This is a genomic window from Nocardiopsis sp. NPDC055824, assembly GCF_053616335.1.
Genome location: NZ_JBSHDN010000031.1, coordinates 26,109 through 44,985 on the forward strand (window position 1 = coordinate 26,109; position 18,877 = coordinate 44,985).

An 18,877-nucleotide genomic window follows, 5' to 3' on the forward strand; every position below is an offset into this window, starting at 1 on the left:
AACTAAGTCAATGGGGTGCGGTGACCCCGTCGGAGGTGAGCGGTCCGCGCCCCCGCTCACGGACGGGGCCTGCGCCCCGCCGATCGGCCCGCGGGCTGGTCCGCGCCGGCCTCCCCGGATGCCCGGTCGCGGGCCGCCTGCCGGGGGCCGGGCGACCGCCCCCGGGGGGAGGGGCGCGTGCGGCGGTACGCTGGTACGCGCCCCGCCGGGGCGCGGCGGCAGGGCCTCTGGGCGTACACCGAGGCCGCTCCCCGCGCGGACGCCACGGCACGGAAGCGGCGGAGGTTCCCTTGGGCGGTCCATCACGCGCCACCCCCCACACCACGAGCAGGGCGGCGGTCCTCGACGTCATCCGGGCGGCGGGCACCATCAGCCGGGCCGGGCTGGTGGCCGCGACCGGGTTCACCGGGGCGACCATCTCCACGGTCGTCCGCGCGCTCATCGACGACGGCCTGGTCCGCGAGACCGGCCGCGCCGAGTCGACCGGGGGCAAGCCGCGCGTGCTGCTCCAGCTCGACCACGGGGCCCGGTACGCCGTCGGCGTGCACCTCGACCCGATGGGCGTCACGTACGCGCTCACCGACCTCACCGGCGCCGTCGTGTCCAGGGTGACCAGGGCCGACGCGGGCGGCGACGACCCCGCCGCGATGGTCGCCCGGACGGCCCGCCAGGTCGACTCGCTGGTCGAGGGGGCCGGGGTGGAGCGCGACCGGGTCCTGGGCGTGGGGCTCGTCTCCGCGACCGGGGGCGCGAGGCCGCTGCCGTCGATGCGGCACTGGGCGCACTTCCCCGTGGCGGAGGAGCTGGAGAGGGCCTGCGGCCTGCCCGTGGTGCCCGGCAACGACGCGACCGCCGCCGCGCTCGGCGAGTACTGGTCCGGAGGCGTCGGCGAGACGTCGGTCTTCGCCGCCGTGTACATGGGGACCGGCATCGGCGCCGGGATCCTGGTCGACGGCATCCCCTACCACGGGGCCAGCGGGAACGCCGGGGAGATCGGGCACGTGTGCCTGGACGTGGACGGCCCGCCGTGCTGGTGCGGCGCGCGCGGATGCGTCGAGGCGCTCGCCGGGCCCGCCGCGGTGGTGCGTGCCGCGCGTGCGGACGCCGGACTGGCGCGCGCCGCCGGGCTGGGGGCGGCGGGGGCCGGCGGCACGGACGGCGGCCCGACGGACGGCCCCGGGGGCGGCGGGCGCGCGGAGCGGTCCGAGGCGGCGGAGTTCGCCGCCGTGGTCCGGGCCGCGCGTCGCGGCGAGCCGACCGCGCGCGCCCTCCTGGAGCGCTCCGCCCGGTACCTGGCGGCGGCGGTGCGGACGCTGGCCAACGTCATGGACCTGGACCTGCTCGTGCTGACGGGGCCGGGCCTGGCGGTGGCGGGGTCCGTCTACCTGCCCGCGATCAGGTCCGAGCTGGAGGGCGCCTTCTTCGCCCGCGCCAGCCACCCCGTCGAGGTGCGCCTGTCCGCGTCGGCGGCGACGGCACCCGCGATCGGGGCGGCGACCATGGTCCTGCAGTCGCGGCTGGTGCCGCTGCGGCCGCGCGTGCGCCTGCCCGAGGACCTGTCGGAGTCGGCGGCGCCCGCTCCCCGGTGAGCGGAGGCGGAGCGGGGCGCGTACCGCTCCGCCGGGCGCGTCCGGCCCCGACCCGGGCCGTGCCCCGGCCCCTGCGCCGCCGGGGCGCGTGGACGGCCGCAACGCCGCGACCGCCCGGGGCCTCCGCCGCGGACGCGGCTCAGCCGGCGCCCTCCAGGTCGGCGAGGGCCCGGTCGAGCCAGGTGAGCCAGAAGAGCTCCAGCTCGATCCCGCCCTGGAGCACCAGGCGGTGCACGCGGTCCCGCTCGGTCCCGTGGCCGCGCGCCGCGTCGCGCCTCTCGAACTCCCGGTACTCGGCCAGCCGCTCCCGGTGCAGCGCGCGGTGGCGGCGCAGCTCGTCCACCATGTCCCCGCCGACCCCCACGACGCCCGTCGCGCGCAGGCGCAGCAGCAGGGGGTCGCGGGGCGCGCGCGGGTCCTCGCGCACGCCGACCCACCGCTCCAGCTCCTCCCGGCCCGAGGGCAGGACCTCGTACTCCTTCTTCTGCCCCCGGGTCGGCCCCTCGCCGTCCAGGGCCCTGATCAGCCCCGCCTTCTCGAGCTTGCCCAGCTCCCGGTAGATCTGCTGGTGGGTCGCCGACCAGAAGTACCCGATCGAGCGGTCGAAGCGGCGGGTCAGCTCCAGCCCGGAGGACGGCTTCTCGAGCAGGGCGGTCAGGATCGCGTGGGGCAGGGACATGAGCGCATTCTAGGAAGGTCCGGGGACGTCAGGCGTCGGGCGGAAGGTGGCGGACCCGCACGGTCCCGCCGGTGACGGACGTCTCCAGGGTCTCCAGCCCGGCGGTCGCCGGACCGTGGACGACCGACCCGTCGTCCATGTCGAACTCGCTCCCGTGCCAGGGGCAGCGCAGGCACCCGTCCACGACGGAGCCGTCCGCGAGCGGGGCCCCCATGTGCGTGCACGTCCCCAGCACCGCCCGCACGGCGTCCCCCGTCCGGACCACCACGACCGGCACGTCGCCCAGCGAGGCGCGCACGGGCTCCCCCTCGTCGAACCCGTCGAGCGGGCCGAGGTCGTGCCAGCCGCCGGGCACCAGGTCGGTCAGGTGGTCCGCGCTGTTGGCGCCGCCCGCCCGGTAGTAGGCGATGTGTCCCCCGAGGGAGCCGCCGAGGGCGACCGCCCCCATGCCCGCCAGGGCCAGGGCCCGCCCCCAGCCCTGGCGGTCACGCGCCCGGGCGAGGGAGGAGGACGCGAACAGCAGGCTCCCCGCGGCGTTCGACGCGGCGTGGACCACGCCCACGCGCTGCTGCCTCTCGTGCTGCTGCGACCAGTCGGCGAGCCCGCTCACCACCGCGGGCAGGGTGGCCAGCAGTCCGGTGTTCACCAGCGCGTGGGCGCTCCGGCGGTTGTCCCCCGGCAGGAGGTCGAGCAGGACCGCCGACATCCACGCGCCGATGGGCAGCTGGACCAGGATCGGGTGGGCCGGGTGCCCGAGCTGCACACCGTTCAGCAGGTCGCGCGCCCGGCCGCGGGGGATGCGCCCCGCCACCCGCTTGAACAGGGAGACCGCGGGGTCGAGTCCGTCGTTCCGTTCGATCTTGCGTACGCCTTCACCAAGCCTCATGGTGGGACGGCTACCCCGGTCCCCCGGGTTCACTCCCCGTTCCGGGGGGCCGGGGAGGGCTTGAACCGGATTTTCCCTGTCCGGCCCCGGGGCGCGGGCACCCCGGGAGCGGCCCCTCCGCCGGGCCCCGGCTACAGCGCGGCGGCCAGTCTGGTGCCCTGGTCGACGGCCCTCTTGGCGTCCAGTTCGGCGGCGACGTCCGCACCGCCGATGACGTGCACGCCGATCCCCGCCGCCGCCAGCTCGTCGGCGAGGTCGCGGCGCGGCTCCTGGCCGGCGCAGAGCACCACGGTGTCCACGTCGAGCACGGTCTTGTCGTCCCCGACGGTCAGGTGCAGGCCCTCGTCGTCGATCCGGTCGTAGGAGACGCCGGCGATCATCTCCACACCCCGGTGGCGCAGTTCCAGGCGGTGGATCCACCCGGTGGTCTTCCCGAGGCCCGCGCCGACCTTGTCCGCCTTGCGCTGGAGCAGGTGCACGGTGCGCGGCGGGGCCTGGCGCTCGGGGGTCCGGAGCCCGCCCGCCGTCGTGTGGCCGGTGTCCACGCCCCACTGGCGGAAGAACACGTCGGGGTCCCGGCTCGCGCCCTCGCCGCCGTCGGTCAGGAACTCGGCGACGTCGAAGCCGATGCCGCCCGCGCCGATGATCGCGACCCGTGCGCCCACGTCCGCGTTCCCCCGCAGGACGTCCGCGTAGCCGACCACCTTGGGGTGGTCGACGCCGGGGATCTCCGGCGTGCGCGGGACGACCCCGGTGGCCACCACGACGTCGTCGAAGCCGGTCAGGTCGGCGGCGGTCACGGTGGTCCCCAGCCGCACGTCCACGCCGTGCTTGTCCAGCTGCACCCGGAAGTAGCGCAGGGTCTCGTCGAACTCCTCCTTGCCGGGCACGCGGCGGGCCATGCGGAGCTGGCCGCCGATCTCCTCGGCCGCGTCGAACAGGGTGACCTCGTGGCCGATCCCGGCGGCGGACACGGAGAAGGCGAGGCCGGCGGGGCCGGCGCCGACGACGGCCACGCGCTTGCGGTTCCTGGTGGGGGAGAGCACCAGTTCGGTCTCGTGGCAGGCACGCGGGTTCACGAGGCAGGAGGTGATCTTGAGGCTGAAGGTGTGGTCGAGGCAGGCCTGGTTGCAGCCGATGCAGGTGTTGATCTCCTCGGGGGTCCCGGCGGCAGCCTTCGCGACGAAGTCCGGGTCGGCGAGGAACGGCCGGGCCATGGAGACCATGTCGGCGTCGCCCCCGGCGATGACGGCCTCGGCGACCTCCGGGGTGTTGATGCGGTTGACCGCGACCAGCGGGACGGACACCTCGCCCATCAGCTTGCGGGTCACCCAGCTGTAGGCGCCCCGCGGCACGGACGTGGCGATGGTGGGGACGCGGGCCTCGTGCCAGCCGATGCCGGTGTTGATGATGGTCGCGCCGGCCTCCTCGACGGCCTTGGCGAGCCGGACGACCTCGTCGAACGTGGAGCCGCCGGGCACCAGGTCGAGCATGGAGAGCCGGTAGACGAGGATGAAGTCGTCGCCGACGCGCTCGCGGACGCGCCGCACGATCTCGACGGGGAAGCGCATCCGGTTCTCGTAGGAGCCGCCCCAGCGGTCCTCCCGGTGGTTCGTCGCGGAGGCGATGAACTGGTTGACGAGGTAGCCCTCGGAGCCCATCACCTCGACGCCGTCGTATCCGGCGAGCCTGGCGAGCTCGGCCGCGCGCGCGAAGTCCTCGATGGTCTGCTCGACCTCGGAGTCGGACAGGGCACGGGGGGTGAACGCGCTGATGGGGGCCCGGATCGCGCTGGGCGCGACGGACTGCTCGCTGAAGGCGTACCGGCCCGTGTGCAGGATCTGCATGGCGATCCGGCCGCCCTCGCGGTGCACGGCGTCGGTGATCACGCGGTGTTCGGCGGCCTCGGCCTCGGTGGTCAGCTTGGCCGCGCCGGTGTAGGTGGCGCCCTCGGGGTTGGGCGCGATGCCGCCGGTGACGATGAGGCCGACGCCGCCGCGGGCACGCTCGGCGTAGAAGGCGGCCATCCGCTCGAACCCCTGGGGGGCCTCCTCCAGGCCGATGTGCATGGAGCCCATGATCACGCGGTTGGGGAGGGTGGTGAAGCCCAGGTCCAGGGGTTCCAGAAGGTGGGGGTAGTCGCTCATGCTCGTCTCCTCGCGCGGTTGCCCGGTCGGTGTCCGGCCGACCTCGACTTCATTATGCAACAAGTTGCAAAATGACTCGCGCGGTGCCCCGGCGACGGTTCGCGGACGACGTCCGAGCGCGCCCGGGAGCACGGTCGGGGCGGAGCCGCGGCGCGACCCGGAGGCCACGGCGTCCACGCGCGCCCGGGGGTGCGGGACCGCCGGGCGTCCGGCTCAGGCCGGCTCCACCGGCAGGAGCGCGGGGCGCTTGGCCGCGCGGCCGTCGCCCGAGGAGCGGCCGCGCAGGCGTCGGAGGATCCACGGGCCGAGGAAGGTCCCCAGCCAGCGGACCTCCTCCGCCACCGCGAGCAGCGCGCTCCGCTCGGGCATCCGGGGCAGGGCGTCCGCCCACGACCCGTCGGCGCCGGGGAGCGTCAGCGCGGAGGCCAGCGCTCCGGCGATCCGGTCGTGCCCCAGCGGCGTGCAGTGCAGGCGGTCGGTGGCCCAGAGGCGCCGGTCCGTGGACACCTCGTGCGCGGCGACGTCGGCCACGACGACACCGTGCCGCCCGGCCGCGGCGCGCAGGCGCTCGTTGAAGTCCAGCACCCTGGGCAGCAGGGGCTTGGTCAGCGGGGCGATCCTGGCGATGTCGGGGAAGGTCAGGGTCGCCACCCGGGCCCCCGACGCGGTCAGCTCGGCGAACATCGCCTCCATGTGGCCGACCACCGCCCCGGCGTCGTACCCGGACCGGATCACGTCGTTGACCCCGGCGAACACGGTGGCCACGTCCGGGCGCATCTCCAGGGCGGGGGCCAGCTGCTCCTCGCGCACCTGGCGGGCCAGCCGCCCCCGGACCGCGAGGTTGGCGTACTCCACCCGCGCACCGGTGGCGGCCAGGCGGTCGGCGAGGCGGTCCGCCCAGCCCCGGAGCCCGGTCTCGTCGTCACCGTCCCCGACCCCCTCGGTGTGGCTGTCGCCCAGCGCCACGTAGCGCAGGTCCCCCTCGAGCTCCATGCCCTCTCCTCCTCCTCGTGGACAGCACCGGAAGAGTACTCCACTCGATGACTAATCATTTAGGGGAGTAGGGGTAGGCGGACGGAGGCGCGTGGCGGTCCGGCACGGCGCCGGTCCCTGCTCCTAGCGTGGACCGGGGCGCCCCCGTGGCGCCCCGGACCTGCGATGACGCGCCCAGGAGGAACCAACGTGGCCAGGAACACCGTCGCCGAACAGCTCGTCCGGACGTTGGTCGCCGCCGGGGTGACCCGGATCTACGGGGTCGTCGGCGACAGCCTCAACCCGGTCGTCGACGCCGTCCGCGAGACCGACGGCATCGAGTGGATCCACGTGCGCAACGAGGAGGCGGCGGCGTTCGCCGCCTCGGCCCAGGCACAGATCGACGGGGGGCTCGCCGTCTGCGCCGGGTCGTGCGGCCCCGGCAACACCCACCTCGTGCAGGGCCTGTACGACGCCCAGCGCAGCGGAGCCCCCGTCCTGGCCATCGCCTCCCACATCCCCTCGCGCCAGATCGGCACCGGCTACTTCCAGGAGACCCACCCCGAGAGGCTGTTCGCGGACGTCACCGAGTTCCGCGAACTCGTCTCCGAGGCCGAGCAGATGCCGCGCCTGGCCCGGATCGCCGTCCAGCACGCCCTCGGCACCCCCGGCGCGGCGGTCCTCGTCCTGCCCGGGGACATCGCCGGGCGCAAGGCCGTGGGCCCGGCCGACACCAGCCCGGTGGCCGCGGGACGCGCCACCGCCTGGCCCGCCGAGGACGACGTGCGCGCGCTGGCCGAACTGATCAACGCCGCCGACAAGGTCGCCCTGTTCTGCGGCGCCGGGGCCAGGGAGGCGCACGACGAGGTGATGGCCCTGGCCGGACGGGTGCACGCCCCGGTCGGTCACACCCTGCGCGGCAAGGAGTGGATCCAGTACGACAACCCGTACGACGTCGGCATGATCGGCCTGCTCGGCTACGGCGCGTGCTTCGAGGCCCTGCACGGCGCCGACCTGGTGCTGATGCTCGGGTGCGACTTCCCCTACGACGACTTCCTGCCCAGGAAGAACGTCGTCCAGGTCGACCACGACCCGCGCCGCCTCGGCCGCCGGGTGCCGCTCCGGCTGGCGGTGCACGGGGACGTCGCGGCGACCCTGCGCGCCGTGAGGCCGCTCGTCGGGGAGCGCACGGCCGCCTCCGCCACCCGGTTCCTCCACGACATGCTGGCCCGCCACGAACGCGCGCTGACCAAGGTGGTGGACGCGTACACGAGGGACATCGAGCACCACACGCCCGTCCACCCCGAGTACGTGGCGAGGATCCTCGACGAGGAGGCCGACGGGGACACCGTGTTCACCGTCGACACGGGCATGAACAACGTGTGGGCCGCCCGCTACCTGACCCCGAACGGCCGCCGCCGGGTGATCGGGTCGTTCACGCACGGCACCATGGCGAACGCGCTGCCGCACGCGATCGGCGCGGCCTACGCGGCGCCCGACCGGAAGATCGTCTCGCTGTCCGGCGACGGAGGGCTGAGCATGCTGCTGGGCGAGCTGATCACCGTCCACCAGCACGACCTGCCGATCACCACGGTCGTGTTCGACAACTCCTCGCTCGGCATGGTGAAGCTGGAGATGATGGTGGACGGGATGCCCTCCTTCCAGACCGACCACCCCCGCGTGGACTACGCGGCCGTCGCCGGGGCGATCGGCATGCGCGCCCTGCGGGTGGAGAGCCCCGACCGGGTCCGCGACGCGCTCAGGGAGGCCCTGGCGGCCCCCGGGCCGGTGCTGGTGGACGTCGTGACCGACCCCAACGCGCTCTCCATCCCCTCCCGCATCACCGCCGACCAGGTGGCGGGCTTCGCCCTGTCCGCGGGACGGACCGTGCTCCGGGGAGGGGTGGGGGCGATGGTGGACATGGCCCGCTCCAACCTGCGCAACATCCCCCGGCCTTAGGCCGCGGGGGCCGGTCGCCCGGGCGGGGGAGAGCGGCCCGGAAACGGCCGACCGGGACCGGGATCGGGGCCGCGAACGGCGAAGGCCCCGACCGGTGTCCGGTCGGGGCCTTCGTCTCGGCAGCTAGCCGCTGCGGAGGATAGGGGATTCGAACCCCTGAGGGCTTGCACCCAACACGCTTTCCAAGCGTGCGCCCTAGGCCACTAGGCGAATCCTCCGCGCACAACTCTACACGCCGGAGGGGGGTGGTCCGAACGGGTTCGCCGGGGCGCTCCCCGAGGGCCGCCGGGAGGGTCCCGGGAAGGCTCCGGGGAGCGCCCCGGCGGGCGGTCGGGGCCGTCGCGCGGACCCGCTCCGGCCCTGGTCCCGCCCCCTGCGGGGCCGCCCGTCGGCTCAGCCGGCCCGGCTGGACCGCACCCCCTCGATGGCGTTGTTGCGGAACGCGTCCACGAACAGCGAGTGGTCCGCCCGGGCCTGGGCCGCGTAGCGGTGGGCGAAGCGCACGCACCACTCGGTGAACTCCGCCTCCCGGCCGTCGAGCACCGTCATGAGCGCCTCCTCGGTCTCCCACGCCACCAGGGTCGCGTCCGCGTGCGAGTCGGACACGCAGTGCGCCTTGGCGGTGGCGCGGCCCAGGTAGTCCAGTACGGGCACGACCTCCTCGGGCTCGGTGAGCCCTTCCCAGTCCAGGTCGTTCGTGTACGGGGACACCTCGCTCACCACGAAGCCCACGCCGTCGATCTCGGTGTGCCCCAGCAGCGGGTCGGCGTGCGCCTGGAGCGCGCGCTGGGACACGGCGGTGCGGTGCCCGTGGTGCTCGAAGGCCTCCATGATGCGCCGGTCCGTCACCACCCGGGACGGCGCGGCCACGTTCCCCTGCTTGACGGACAGGACGATGTCGTTGTCCCACGCCTCGGACCGGCCCTCGATGAGCACGCTGTAGGCGGGGAGCCCCGCGGAGCCGATCCCGAAGCCGCCGCTGCCCACCACGTCCTTGACCCCGTAGTCCAGCGAGGCGAAGCGCCGGTCGTCCGGGATGGTCCCCAGGTAGCCGTGGTAGGCGGCGAGCACCTTCTCGCGCTCGCCGTCCTCCAGCCGGCGCACCCGGGGCCCCTCCCGGAACCGGCGGTTGTAGCCGTCCCTGTCGGTCATGGACGCCAGCATGGCGGCGCGGCTGCGGAGGCGGGCGCGCTGGAGCACGTCGTGGACCGTGCCGTCGGTGTTGTCCAGCTTGAGGGAGAAACCGGAGTCGCCGCCCCGCGTCGCGAACTGGCGGACCTGGGACACGTAGGCGTCGACGTAGCACGGCACGATCGCGCCGATGTCCTCGTCGGACAGGGCCTTCTGCCATCCCATCAGGGCGATGCTGGAGACGAACCGGAGCACGTCCCACGTGAAGTGGCCGAGGTAGGCCTCGTCGAAGTCGTTGACGTCGAAGACCAGGCGCCCGGTCGAGTCCATGTAGGTGCCGAAGTTCTCGGCGTGCAGGTCGCCCTGGATCCACACCCGTGAGGTGCGGTCGTCCGCCCAGGGGTCCTCCATCGACGCCACGTCGGAGTAGAAGAGCGAGGCGCTGCCCCGGTAGAACGCGAAGGGACTGGCGGCCATCTTGCGGAACTTGGCCCGGAACGCGGCCGGGGCCGTGGACATCAGGTCGGAGAAGGCGTTCTCCAGCGTGTCCACGATGAGGTCTTGCCGCTCGGAGGAGCGGTCGGTGGTTTCCAGGGGGTCGAACATGCCGTCCATGATGGCCCCGCGGGGCCGTCATGGCCATGCGTGCCGGGATCCGGGCGCCGTGGGACGCCCCGCGGGGGCGGGCGCGCGGGGTTGCCAGAGCGGTCGGGAGGTCGGATACACTCGGGGCAGACCCCTCGTGCGGCGTCACCCTATGAACCTCCCCAGGGCCGGAAGGCAGCAAGGATAAATGGGCTCTGGCGGGTGCGCGGGGGGTCCTTTCTGTTTCTCGGGCCCGGTCGGACCCTCCCGGTTCCCCGATCCGGTGCGAGCTGTCACTGCCGGCGGGTTGAATGGACGGGTGGCAGGGACCAGGGGAGTGAGCACACCGTGAGCATCGCGCTGTACCGCAAGTACCGCCCCGCGACGTTCGGTGAGGTGCGGGGCCAGGAACACGTGACCGACCCGCTCCGCCAGGCGTTGCGCAGCGGTCGCATCAACCACGCCTACCTGTTCAGCGGCCCGCGCGGCTGCGGCAAGACGACCAGCGCGCGCATCCTCGCCCGTTCGCTGAACTGCGCCGAGGGGCCCACCCCGGACCCGTGCGGGACCTGCGACTCGTGTGTGGCGCTGGCCCCCGACGGCGGCGGCAGCATCGACGTCATCGAGATCGACGCCGCCTCCCACGGCGGTGTGGACGACGCCCGCGACCTGCGCGAGCGCGCCTTCTTCTCACCGGTCAACTCGCGCTTCAAGATCTACATCATCGACGAGGCGCACATGGTGACCCGTGAGGGTTTCAACGCGCTCCTCAAGCTGGTGGAGGAACCGCCCCCGCACCTCAAGTTCGTGTTCGCGACCACCGAGCCCGAGAAGGTCATCGGCACGATCCGCTCGCGGACGCACCACTACCCGTTCCGGCTCATCCCGCCGAGCACGCTCCGGGAGCTCTTCGAGGACCTCCTCAAGGAGGAGGGGATCTCCTACGACCCCGCCGCGCTGCCGCTGGTGGTCAGGGCGGGCGCCGGTTCCGCCCGTGACGGGCTGTCGGTGCTCGACCAGCTCATCGCCGGGTCCGGCGAGGGCGGCATCACCCGTGAGGGCGCCGTCTCCCTGCTGGGCTACACCGACTCCAGCCTGCTGGGGGAGATGGTCGACGCGCTCGGCGCCCGCGACGGCGCCGCCGTGTTCGGGCTGATCGACCGCGTGGTCGAGGGCGGGCACGACCCGCGGCGGTTCACCACGGACCTGCTGGAGCGCTTCCGCGACCTGGTCGTCCTGGCAGCGGTGCCGGACGCCCTGGACAAGGGCCTGGTCAACGTGGCCGACGAGGCGGCGGAGCAGATGAGGGGGCAGGCCGCCCGGATGGGGCCCGCCGAGCTGACCCGCGCCGCCGACATCCTCAACCAGGGCCTGACCGAGATGCGCGGAGCCACCGCGCCCCGCCTGCTGCTCGAACTCATGTGCTCGCGGGTGCTCCTGCCCGGCACCGACGGCAGCCAGGGCGCGGCCCTGCTGGCACGCCTGGAGCAGATGGAGCGCCGGATCGCCTCGGGCGCCGTCGCCCCCGCCGCACCGGCCGCGCCGGTCCGGTCCGCCGCCCCGGCCCCCGAGCCGGTGCGGGCCCCCGAGTCTCCCGCGCCCCGACCCTCCCGTGCCCCGGCCGCCCCGCAGGCGGCCCCCGCGTCCCCGGCCCCCGCGCCGGCCCCCGCCCCCGAGCGCGCCGCCGAGCCGGCGGGCTGGGACGCCCCGGCCCGTCCGAGCACGCCCGAACCCGCCCGCCACGCACCGTCGGCTCCCGCCGCCCCGTCCGGCGGGGGCGGCGCCCTCGACCTGGGACGCGTCCAGGGGTCGTGGAGCCAGATCCTGGAGGCGGTCAAGGGTCTGCGCCGGTTCACCTGGATGGTGCTCTCCGGCGGCGAGGTCCGGCCGGTGGGGGTCGAGGGCAACGCCGTCCTGCTCGGCTTCTCCCGCCCCAGCGAGGCCAAGGGCTTCAGCAACAGCGGCAGCGACCAGGTGGTCGCCAACGCGATCCGGCAGGTCCTCGGCATCGAGGTGCGGGTCGCCGCGGCCGGCAGCGCCGCGTCGGCCGCGGCGCCCGCCCGGCGCCCCGAGCCCGCGCGCCCGGCCGAGCCCTCCGGGTGGGACGCCCCCGCCCCGGCACGGCCGGCCGAACCCGCCCCTCCGCCCGCCGCCCCGGAGCCGGAGGCCGCGGGCCGGGCCGCAGGCCCGCCGCCGGACCGGATCGTCACCGGTCTGGAGGAGCCGCCGCCGGACCCCTACGAGGACGCGGCCGCGTCCCCGCCGCCGGAGTACGACGACCCGTCCGCCGGCCGGTCGCAGCCCCGGACGGCCCCCGCCCCCGGGCGCCAGGAGGCCGCACCCTCCCCGACTCCCGCTCCGGCCCCGGGCGGTGCGCAGCGGCCGGCTCCGGCGCCCTCGGGCGGACCGTCGTCCGCGGCCGTGGACACCGCGCCGGCAGGGGGACGGGGTTCCGCCGCGGGCCGGGCCCCCGCCGGCGGGTCCGCGTCCCCCGGCGCGGGCGGGACGTCGCTCATCGAGACGGAGCTGGGCGGCCGCATGATCGAGGAGATCGAGCACGGGGCCGACACGGACGCGCCCTTCTAGGTGCGGCGGGCACCCACCCCGCCGGGCGGCGGGCGGCGCCCGCCGAGCGCGCTCCCCGGGAGCGTCCGGAAGCGTTGCCGGTGTGAGGTGGGGGGCGGGACGGGAGCACCGTTTCGGTCACCGCGCCGGCGTGCCCGGCGGAGGCCCCGGCCGCCCCCGGCCGACGCGGTCAGTCCCGGGGGCCCACTGCGGCCAGGACCGTCTCCACGAGCTCGTCCGCGTACGCGTGGGTCAGCGGCCCGGTGCGCATCAGCCAGCGGTGGTGGAGCGGTCCGGTCAGCAGCTCGGTGACGATGTCGAGGTCGGCCCCGGGGGCGAGCTGGCCCGCTTCGCGCCCGGCGCGCAACCGGTCCTTGAACGCCTCCGTGTTGGGCCGGAGCAGGCGCTCGTTGACGGCCTCGGCGAACACGGGGTCGTTCTGGAGCTCGGTCGTGAACGCGCGGGTGGTCCGGTCCATCTCGGGGTCGTTGAACTCGTCGACGATGGCGCGGAGCACGGTCCTCAGGTCGGCGGCCAGGTCGCCGGTGTCGGGCAGGGGTTCGCCGGCCGTGCCGCCGGTCAGCGCGGTGAAGACGTCGAACACCACGGCGGCCTTGGAGGGCCACCAGCGGTAGATGGTCTGCTTGCCCACACCGGCCCGCGCGGCGATCGCCTCGACGGTCACCTTGGTGTAACCGACCTCGCCCAGCAGTTCCGACGCGGCGCGCAGGACGGCGCGTCGCGCCCGTTCGCTGCGGCGGCGGGGGTCCGGGCCGCGCCGGGGTGCCCGGGAGTCTTCCAATGGGGTGCTCTCAGCCATACCTGCCACGTTAACCGCTCAAAAATGACGAGACGTATCGTCTTGACACCGATACCCTACAGAGGCAGGATCACATCTGGCGAGACGTCACGTCTCGCTTCAAGTGAAAGGAGGTCCGCATGTCCAAGAACAGTGACGGCCTTCTCGGCATGGGCGGACAGCGCACCACGGTCTCCCGCTCCGCGATGCGCGGGGGCTCCGGCGGGGGCAAGGGCGGCCCCAGCGCCGAGGCCCAGGAGCGCAAGCAGGAACTGCTGCGCAAGCTCCGAGAGAAGAACGCGCCCGAGAGTTCCGAGGAGTCCGAGGACACCGAAGGAACGGCGTGAACGCACGGCGGCGGCCCCCACCGGAGACGGTCGGGGGCCGTCGGCGTTCGCGCTCTCAGTGCCCGTCCGCGCGGTCCCGGCCCCCGTCCGGCCGGACGCCGCTGTGAGGACCGGACGCCCTCACGCGTCCCAGGCGCGGCCGTCCGCCGAGTCCAGCCACACCCGGTGCGCCCCGTCGCCCGACACCGACAGACCGAACCGGTCCGGTTCGGGGCTGCCCAGCTCGGCCCACAGGGCCAGGGCCTCCTCGAACTCGTCCCAGATGCTCCTCGGGCCGCCCTGCTCGATCATCCACGACGTTCCGTAGGGGTAGACCCTCACCCACGAGCCGCCCTCCCGGTCGCACACCCACACGCCCGATCCCGTCCCGATCCACCGCCGCCGCACCCGCCAGTCGGGCACCATCACCGACAGGGCGAACGCCGTCGTGAAGGCCATGAGCGGAGCCAGGGGGTCGGTCTGCGTGAGCCGGTACTCGTCCGGCTGCTGCCCGGAGTCGCGCGCGGGCGGGGCCGCCGGGTCGGGCGTGCGCAGCGGGACGAACCCCACGCCGCCGTGGAAGCTCGCCCGGGCGGTCCCGTCGCCCGGGCACTCCACCCGGGCGAGCACCCCGGCCCCCTCCAGCAGCCCCCACGGGCACACCACCAGCCCGCCGGGCCGCACCTGGTCGAGCCACGCGGGCGGGAGCCGCCGCACGCCGCAGGTGGAGACGATCCTGTCGTAGGGGGCGCCCTCCACGCGGCCCCCGTACCCGTCGGCCACGTGGACGGCGGGGGAGAGGCCCTCCGCGCGCAGGGCCCCGCGCGCGGTCCCGGCCAGGCGGGGGTCGATCTCCACGGAGGTGACGGCTCCGTCGCCCAGCCGGTGGGCCAGCAGCGCGGTGTTCCAACCGGTCCCCGTGCCGATCTCCAGCACCGTGTTCCCGGCGGCGAGGCCGGCGAGCTCCAGCATGCGGGCGAGGACCGTGGGGGCCGCGCTGGAGGAGGCCGAGGCCGCTTCCGGCGCGGGGGCCGCCGGCTCGGGCTCGCGCGGCGCGGGCGCCTCGCGGTCCCGGGGGATCCCGGACTCGTCCACCTGGGTGACGATGGCGTTGTCGGCGTAGACGGCGGCCAGCCAGCGCTCCGGGTCGTTGGTGGCGTCGAGCACGCCGCCGCGCGCGGTCAGCGCGCCGGTCTCGGGGATGAACCGGTGTCGCGGAACCGACCGGAAGGCGTGGATCAGCGCGGCGTCGGTCAGGGTGCCGTCCGCGATCATCGCCTCGATCAGTGCCGAGTGGCGTTCACTGGCGGTCAACACGTCCTCAGTCCCCCGTGGCTGTCGTGATGCCGGCGGCGCCCGCGGGCTCCACCGGGACGGCCGTGCCCCGCGGGACATCTCTTCGACCGAAAGTGATATTACCGCTACTCTTCGCGCTGGCCACGGGTCGGGGCGCCTTCCGGAGAGTCGACTCCGCGTCGCCCCGCCCGGCCGCCGGGCCGCCCCGGGTCGGTCCAGCATGTTCCCTGACGACCGGTTAGTCTCACAGCGACAGCCACACAACTGCGAGACCCAGCACCATGAGTGCGGCGAGGAGACGGCCGTGAACCCTGGCGGAATGGACATGCAGGCCCTGCTCCAGCAGGCCCAGCAGATGCAGCAGCAGCTCGTGGAGGCCCAGCAGGCCCTGGACGAGGCCGAGGTCGAGGGCACCTCCGGCGGCGGCCTGGTCAAGGTCAGGCTGAGCGGCCGCGGCCAGGTGGAGGACATCACGGTCTCCGCCGACGCGATCGACCCGAGCGACGCGGACGAGAGCGCGCAGACCGTCGCGGACCTGGTCCTGGCGGCCATCCGCGACGCCGAGGCACAGGTGGAAAGGCTCCAGCAGGAGAAGATGGGCCCGCTCACCCAGGGGCTCGGCGGCGGCGGGATGCCCGGGGGCATGCCCGGCCTCCCCGGTTTCTGACCCGGAGCGGCCGCCGGGCGGGGCGGCCTCCGCGGCGCGTACGCGAGAGGTCGTCGCGCCGGATACGGTGGTGTCAGGGGATACGGACCGCCCCGCCGATCCGGTCCGACCTGGTGGGTAGGCGATGTACGAAGGCGCGGTGCAGAATCTGATCGACGAGCTGGGGCGACTGCCCGGCGTCGGTCCGAAAAGCGCGCAGCGAATCGCCTTCCACCTGCTGTCCGCCGAGCACGCGGACGTCAAGCGCCTGGTCAACGCGCTGGTCGAGGTCAAGGAGAAGGTGCGTTTCTGCTCCGTCTGCGGCAATGTCGCGGAGGAGGAGCAGTGCCGTATCTGCCGTGACGCCCGGCGCGACACCGCCGTCATCTGCGTGGTCGAGGAGTCCAAGGACGTCGTCGCCATCGAGCGCACCCGCGAGTTCCGCGGCCGCTACCACGTCCTGGGCGGCGCGATCAGCCCGATCGAGGGCGTCGGCCCCGACGACCTGCGCATCAAGGACCTGATGGTCCGCCTGGCGGACGGCCAGATCACCGAGCTGATCCTCGCCACGGACCCCAACCTGGAAGGGGAGGCCACCGCGACCTATCTGGCGCGGCTGGTCAAACCCATGGGTCTGAAGGTGACGCGCCTGGCCAGCGGGCTGCCCGTCGGCGGCGACCTGGAGTACGCCGACGAGGTCACCCTCGGCCGCGCCTTCGAGGGCCGCCGCAGTCTCGAGTTCTAGCTCACACTTCGCCGTAATCCAGGCGAAATATGAGTAACCTCCGTTTCACCGGGTAGGCCCGAGCGCTGGTGCGTCATGCACTCCGAGCGTTCCCGTCCCAGGTCGGACGGTGTAGACGACGGCGTCGCTGGCTACACTCCATTTCATTGTCTTGATCCCAACTCCTCAGGAGCAATCGATCGTGGCCCTAATCGTGCAGAAGTACGGTGGGTCTTCCGTATCCGACGCGGAAGCCATCAAGCGAGTAGCCCAACGGATCGTGGCTCAGAAAAAAGCGGGATATGACGTCGTCGTCGTGGTCTCGGCCATGGGCGACACCACCGACGAGCTGATCGACCTCGCCGAGCAGGTGTCCCCGCTGCCGCCCGCGCGCGAACTCGACATGCTGCTCACCGCCGGCGAGCGCATGTCGATGGCCCTGGTCGCCATGGCCATCGAGAACCTGGGCTTCGAGGCCCGGTCCTTCACCGGTTCCCAGGCCGGTGTCATCACCACGTCGCTGCACGGCAACGCCAAGATCATCGACGTGACCCCGGGCCGCATCAAGGAGGCCGTGGACGAGGGCGCGATCTGCATCGTCGCCGGGTTCCAGGGCGTGTCCCAGGACACCAAGGACATCACCACCCTTGGCCGGGGCGGCTCGGACACCACCGCGGTGGCGCTCGCCGCCGCGCTGGAGGCCGACGCCTGCGAGATCTACAGCGACGTCGACGGTGTGTTCACCGCCGACCCGCGCATCGTCCCGTCCGCGCGGCGCATCCCCCAGATCTCCTACGAGGAGATGCTGGAGATGGCTGCGTGCGGGACGAAGATCCTGCACCTGCGCTGCGTCGAGTACGCGCGCCAGTACAACATGCCCCTGCACGTCCGTTCATCTTTCAGCCAGAAGCAGGGGACCTGGGTCGTCCCGGAAGTCGAGGAAAGCGAAGGCATGGAACAGCCGATCATCTCCGGGGTCTCCCACGACCGGAGCGAAGCCAAGATCACCGTCGTCGGAGTGCCCGACAAGATCGGTGAGGCCGCGACGATCTTCCGGGCCCTGGCGGACGCCGAGATCAACATCGACATGATCGTGCAGAACGTGTCGGCGGTCTCGACCTCGCGCACCGACATCTCCTTCACGGTCCCCAAGGACTTCGGGAAGGAGGCGGTCGCCGCGCTGAAGAAGGTCCAGGAGAAGGTCGGCTTCGAGTCGCTGCGCTACGACGACAAGATCGGCAAGGTCTCGCTGATCGGCGCGGGCATGCGCTCCTACCCCGGCGTGACCGCGCGCTTCTTCGACGCGATCGCCGCCTCCGGCACCAACGTCGAGATGATCTCCACCTCGGAGATCCGCATCTCGGTCATCGTCGAGGAGGACCAGGTCGACGAGGCCGTCCGTGCGGCCCACAGTGAGTTCCGGCTCGACGCAGACCAGGTCGAGGCCGTCGTCTACGGAGGTACCGGCCGATGAGCAACCGTCTTCCCACCCTCGCCGTCGTCGGCGCCACCGGAGCGGTCGGCACCGTGATGCTCGGCATCCTGTCCGAGCGCGAGAACGTCTGGGGCGAGATCCGCCTCGTCGCCTCCCCGCGCAGCGCGGGCAAGGTCCTGCGGGTCCGCGGCGAGGACGTCGTGGTCCAGGCCCTGGCCCCCGAGGTCTTCGACGGCGTCGACGTCGCCATGTTCGACGTCCCCGACGAGGTCTCCAAGGAGTGGGCCCCGATCGCCGCCGCCCGCGGCGCGGTCGCCGTCGACAACTCCGGCGCGTTCCGGATGGACCCCGACGTTCCGCTCGTGGTGCCCGAGGTCAACGCGGACCAGGTCGCCAACCGTCCGCGCGGCATCATCAGCAACCCTAACTGCACCACGCTGTCGATGATCGTGGCCATCGGCGCGCTGCACCGCGCCTACCAGGTCTCCAGCCTGGTCGTGTCCTCCTACCAGGCCGCCTCCGGTGCGGGCCAGGAGGGCATCGACACCCTGCGCGACCAGATGGCGAAGGCAGGCGCCGACCGCGGCCTCGGCGACAGGGCGGGTGACGTCCGCGCCGCCGTCGGCGAGCTCGGCCCGTTCCCGGCGCCCCTGGCCTACAACGTCGTGCCGTGGGCCGGTTCGCTCAAGGACGGCGGCTGGTCCTCGGAGGAGCTGAAGGTCCGCAACGAGTCCCGCAAGATCCTGGGTCTCCAGGACCTCCGGGTCTCCGCGACCTGCGTGCGCGTCCCCGTGATCACCACCCACTCGCTGGTCGTGCACGCCACCTTCGAGCGGGAGGTGACCGCCGACGCCGCCCGTGAGCTGCTCGGTTCCGCCGAGGGCGTCGCGGTCCTGGACGACCCGGCCCGGGGCGAGTTCCCGACCCCGGCCGACGTGGTGGGCACCGACCCGACCTGGGTGGGACGGATCCGCCAGTCGCTGGACGACCCGAAGGCGCTGGAGCTGTTCCTGTGCGGGGACAACCTGCGCAAGGGCGCCGCGCTGAACACCGCGCAGATCGCCGAGGTCGTCGCCCGGGAGTTCACCTCCTAGGGGCATCGATCCGGGGGCGGTGGCCGCTCCCCTCCGCGGAGGGG

At 73.8% G+C, this 18,877-nt stretch carries 15 protein-coding genes, 1 tRNA gene and 1 other RNA gene; 9 read left to right on the forward strand and 8 right to left on the reverse strand.

Features of this window, described 5'->3' with window-relative positions:
• The first annotated feature begins 290 nt into the window (after nt 1–290).
• Entirely contained in the window at nt 291–1,589 is a 1,299-nt protein-coding gene (locus tag ACWGL3_RS09755) for an ROK family transcriptional regulator (RefSeq protein WP_267947314.1), read from the forward strand.
• A 139-nt stretch (nt 1,590–1,728) separates the two neighbouring features.
• Here ACWGL3_RS09755 and ACWGL3_RS09760 read toward each other — a convergent pair whose 3' ends face one another.
• The 4 genes from ACWGL3_RS09760 to ACWGL3_RS09775 all read right to left on the reverse strand — a co-directional run bounded on the left by ACWGL3_RS09760 (nt 1,729) and on the right by ACWGL3_RS09775 (nt 6,294).
• Entirely contained in the window at nt 1,729–2,268 is a 540-nt protein-coding gene (locus ACWGL3_RS09760) for a PadR family transcriptional regulator (RefSeq protein WP_267947313.1), read from the reverse strand.
• A 28-nt stretch (nt 2,269–2,296) separates the two neighbouring features.
• Nucleotides 2,297–3,154 carry a Rieske 2Fe-2S domain-containing protein gene (locus ACWGL3_RS09765; RefSeq protein WP_267947312.1) on the reverse strand — a complete coding sequence of 286 codons (858 nt, stop codon included), beginning with the start codon at nt 3,152–3,154 and terminating at the stop codon, nt 2,297–2,299.
• A 131-nt stretch (nt 3,155–3,285) separates the two neighbouring features.
• Nucleotides 3,286–5,301, reverse strand: a complete 2,016-nt coding sequence (locus ACWGL3_RS09770) for an NADPH-dependent 2,4-dienoyl-CoA reductase (RefSeq protein ID WP_267947311.1) — start codon at nt 5,299–5,301, stop codon at nt 3,286–3,288.
• Between the two features lie 213 nt (nt 5,302–5,514).
• Complete coding sequence (locus tag ACWGL3_RS09775; RefSeq protein WP_267947310.1) at nt 5,515–6,294, reverse strand: SGNH/GDSL hydrolase family protein; 780 nt, start codon at nt 6,292–6,294, stop codon at nt 5,515–5,517.
• A gap of 189 nt (nt 6,295–6,483) precedes the next feature.
• Between ACWGL3_RS09775 and ACWGL3_RS09780 the strand changes: the two genes are divergently transcribed.
• Nucleotides 6,484–8,232: a pyruvate dehydrogenase gene (locus ACWGL3_RS09780; RefSeq protein ID WP_267947309.1), complete on the forward strand. Its 1,749-nt coding sequence runs from the start codon at nt 6,484–6,486 to the stop codon at nt 8,230–8,232.
• Between the two features lie 133 nt (nt 8,233–8,365).
• Here ACWGL3_RS09780 and ACWGL3_RS09785 read toward each other — a convergent pair.
• Both ACWGL3_RS09785 and ACWGL3_RS09790 read right to left on the reverse strand, forming a co-directional pair.
• Nucleotides 8,366–8,450: transfer RNA gene (locus tag ACWGL3_RS09785), tRNA-Ser, on the reverse strand.
• A gap of 175 nt (nt 8,451–8,625) precedes the next feature.
• Nucleotides 8,626–9,978: a DUF2252 domain-containing protein gene (locus ACWGL3_RS09790; RefSeq protein WP_452461152.1), complete on the reverse strand. Its 1,353-nt coding sequence runs from the start codon at nt 9,976–9,978 to the stop codon at nt 8,626–8,628.
• Nucleotides 9,979–10,094: 116 nt separating this feature from the next.
• Here ACWGL3_RS09790 and ffs point away from each other — a divergent pair.
• Nucleotides 10,095–10,190: signal recognition particle sRNA small type (gene ffs / locus ACWGL3_RS09795), an RNA gene on the forward strand.
• Nucleotides 10,191–10,296: 106 nt separating this feature from the next.
• On the forward strand, nt 10,297–12,534 hold the full coding sequence (locus ACWGL3_RS09800; RefSeq protein WP_452461153.1) for a DNA polymerase III subunit gamma and tau: 2,238 nt from the start codon (nt 10,297–10,299) through the stop codon (nt 12,532–12,534).
• Nucleotides 12,535–12,703: 169 nt separating this feature from the next.
• Here ACWGL3_RS09800 and ACWGL3_RS09805 read toward each other — a convergent pair whose 3' ends face one another.
• Nucleotides 12,704–13,333: a TetR/AcrR family transcriptional regulator gene (locus ACWGL3_RS09805; protein WP_267947306.1), complete on the reverse strand. Its 630-nt coding sequence runs from the start codon at nt 13,331–13,333 to the stop codon at nt 12,704–12,706.
• Between the two features lie 119 nt (nt 13,334–13,452).
• Between ACWGL3_RS09805 and ACWGL3_RS09810 the strand changes: the two genes are divergently transcribed.
• Complete coding sequence (locus tag ACWGL3_RS09810) at nt 13,453–13,659, forward strand: DUF6243 family protein (protein WP_267947305.1); 207 nt, start codon at nt 13,453–13,455, stop codon at nt 13,657–13,659.
• A 120-nt stretch (nt 13,660–13,779) separates the two neighbouring features.
• Here ACWGL3_RS09810 and ACWGL3_RS09815 read toward each other — a convergent pair whose 3' ends face one another.
• Nucleotides 13,780–14,952, reverse strand: a complete 1,173-nt coding sequence (locus ACWGL3_RS09815) for a methyltransferase domain-containing protein (RefSeq protein ID WP_267947304.1) — start codon at nt 14,950–14,952, stop codon at nt 13,780–13,782.
• A 301-nt stretch (nt 14,953–15,253) separates the two neighbouring features.
• Between ACWGL3_RS09815 and ACWGL3_RS09820 the strand changes: the two genes are divergently transcribed.
• The 4 genes from ACWGL3_RS09820 to ACWGL3_RS09835 all read left to right on the forward strand — a co-directional run bounded on the left by ACWGL3_RS09820 (nt 15,254) and on the right by ACWGL3_RS09835 (nt 18,833).
• The gene (locus ACWGL3_RS09820) at nt 15,254–15,601 is read left to right on the forward strand and encodes a YbaB/EbfC family nucleoid-associated protein (protein ID WP_267950577.1); all 348 of its coding nucleotides are present in this window, start codon (nt 15,254–15,256) and stop codon (nt 15,599–15,601) included.
• Between the two features lie 124 nt (nt 15,602–15,725).
• Nucleotides 15,726–16,325 carry a recombination mediator RecR gene (gene recR / locus ACWGL3_RS09825; RefSeq protein ID WP_267947303.1) on the forward strand — a complete coding sequence of 200 codons (600 nt, stop codon included), beginning with the start codon at nt 15,726–15,728 and terminating at the stop codon, nt 16,323–16,325.
• 181 nt (nt 16,326–16,506) lie between these two features.
• The gene (locus ACWGL3_RS09830; protein ID WP_267947302.1) at nt 16,507–17,778 is read left to right on the forward strand and encodes an aspartate kinase; all 1,272 of its coding nucleotides are present in this window, start codon (nt 16,507–16,509) and stop codon (nt 17,776–17,778) included.
• Nucleotides 17,775–18,833, forward strand: coding sequence for an aspartate-semialdehyde dehydrogenase (locus ACWGL3_RS09835; RefSeq protein WP_267947301.1), 1,059 nt, complete (start codon nt 17,775–17,777; stop codon nt 18,831–18,833). Before ACWGL3_RS09830 ends, ACWGL3_RS09835 begins: the two co-directional genes overlap by 4 nt.
• Nucleotides 18,834–18,877: the final 44 nt, after the last annotated feature.

Bases quoted from the DNA above. Each gene is read 5' to 3' on its own strand.
- ACWGL3_RS09760 (WP_267947313.1), bottom strand. From the start codon at position 2,268: ATGTCCCTGCCCCACGCGATCCTGACCGCCCTGCTCGAGAAGCCGTCC.
- ACWGL3_RS09765 (WP_267947312.1), bottom strand. From the start codon at position 3,154: ATGAGGCTTGGTGAAGGCGTACGCAAGATCGAACGGAACGACGGACTC.
- ACWGL3_RS09770 (WP_267947311.1), bottom strand. From the start codon at position 5,301: ATGAGCGACTACCCCCACCTTCTGGAACCCCTGGACCTGGGCTTCACC.
- ACWGL3_RS09775 (WP_267947310.1), bottom strand. From the start codon at position 6,294: ATGGAGCTCGAGGGGGACCTGCGCTACGTGGCGCTGGGCGACAGCCAC.
- ACWGL3_RS09790 (WP_452461152.1), bottom strand. From the start codon at position 9,978: ATGGACGGCATGTTCGACCCCCTGGAAACCACCGACCGCTCCTCCGAG.
- ACWGL3_RS09805 (WP_267947306.1), bottom strand. From the start codon at position 13,333: ATGGCTGAGAGCACCCCATTGGAAGACTCCCGGGCACCCCGGCGCGGC.
- ACWGL3_RS09810 (WP_267947305.1), top strand. From the start codon at position 13,453: ATGTCCAAGAACAGTGACGGCCTTCTCGGCATGGGCGGACAGCGCACC.
- ACWGL3_RS09820 (WP_267950577.1), top strand. From the start codon at position 15,254: ATGGACATGCAGGCCCTGCTCCAGCAGGCCCAGCAGATGCAGCAGCAG.
- recR (WP_267947303.1), top strand. From the start codon at position 15,726: ATGTACGAAGGCGCGGTGCAGAATCTGATCGACGAGCTGGGGCGACTG.
- ACWGL3_RS09835 (WP_267947301.1), top strand. From the start codon at position 17,775: ATGAGCAACCGTCTTCCCACCCTCGCCGTCGTCGGCGCCACCGGAGCG.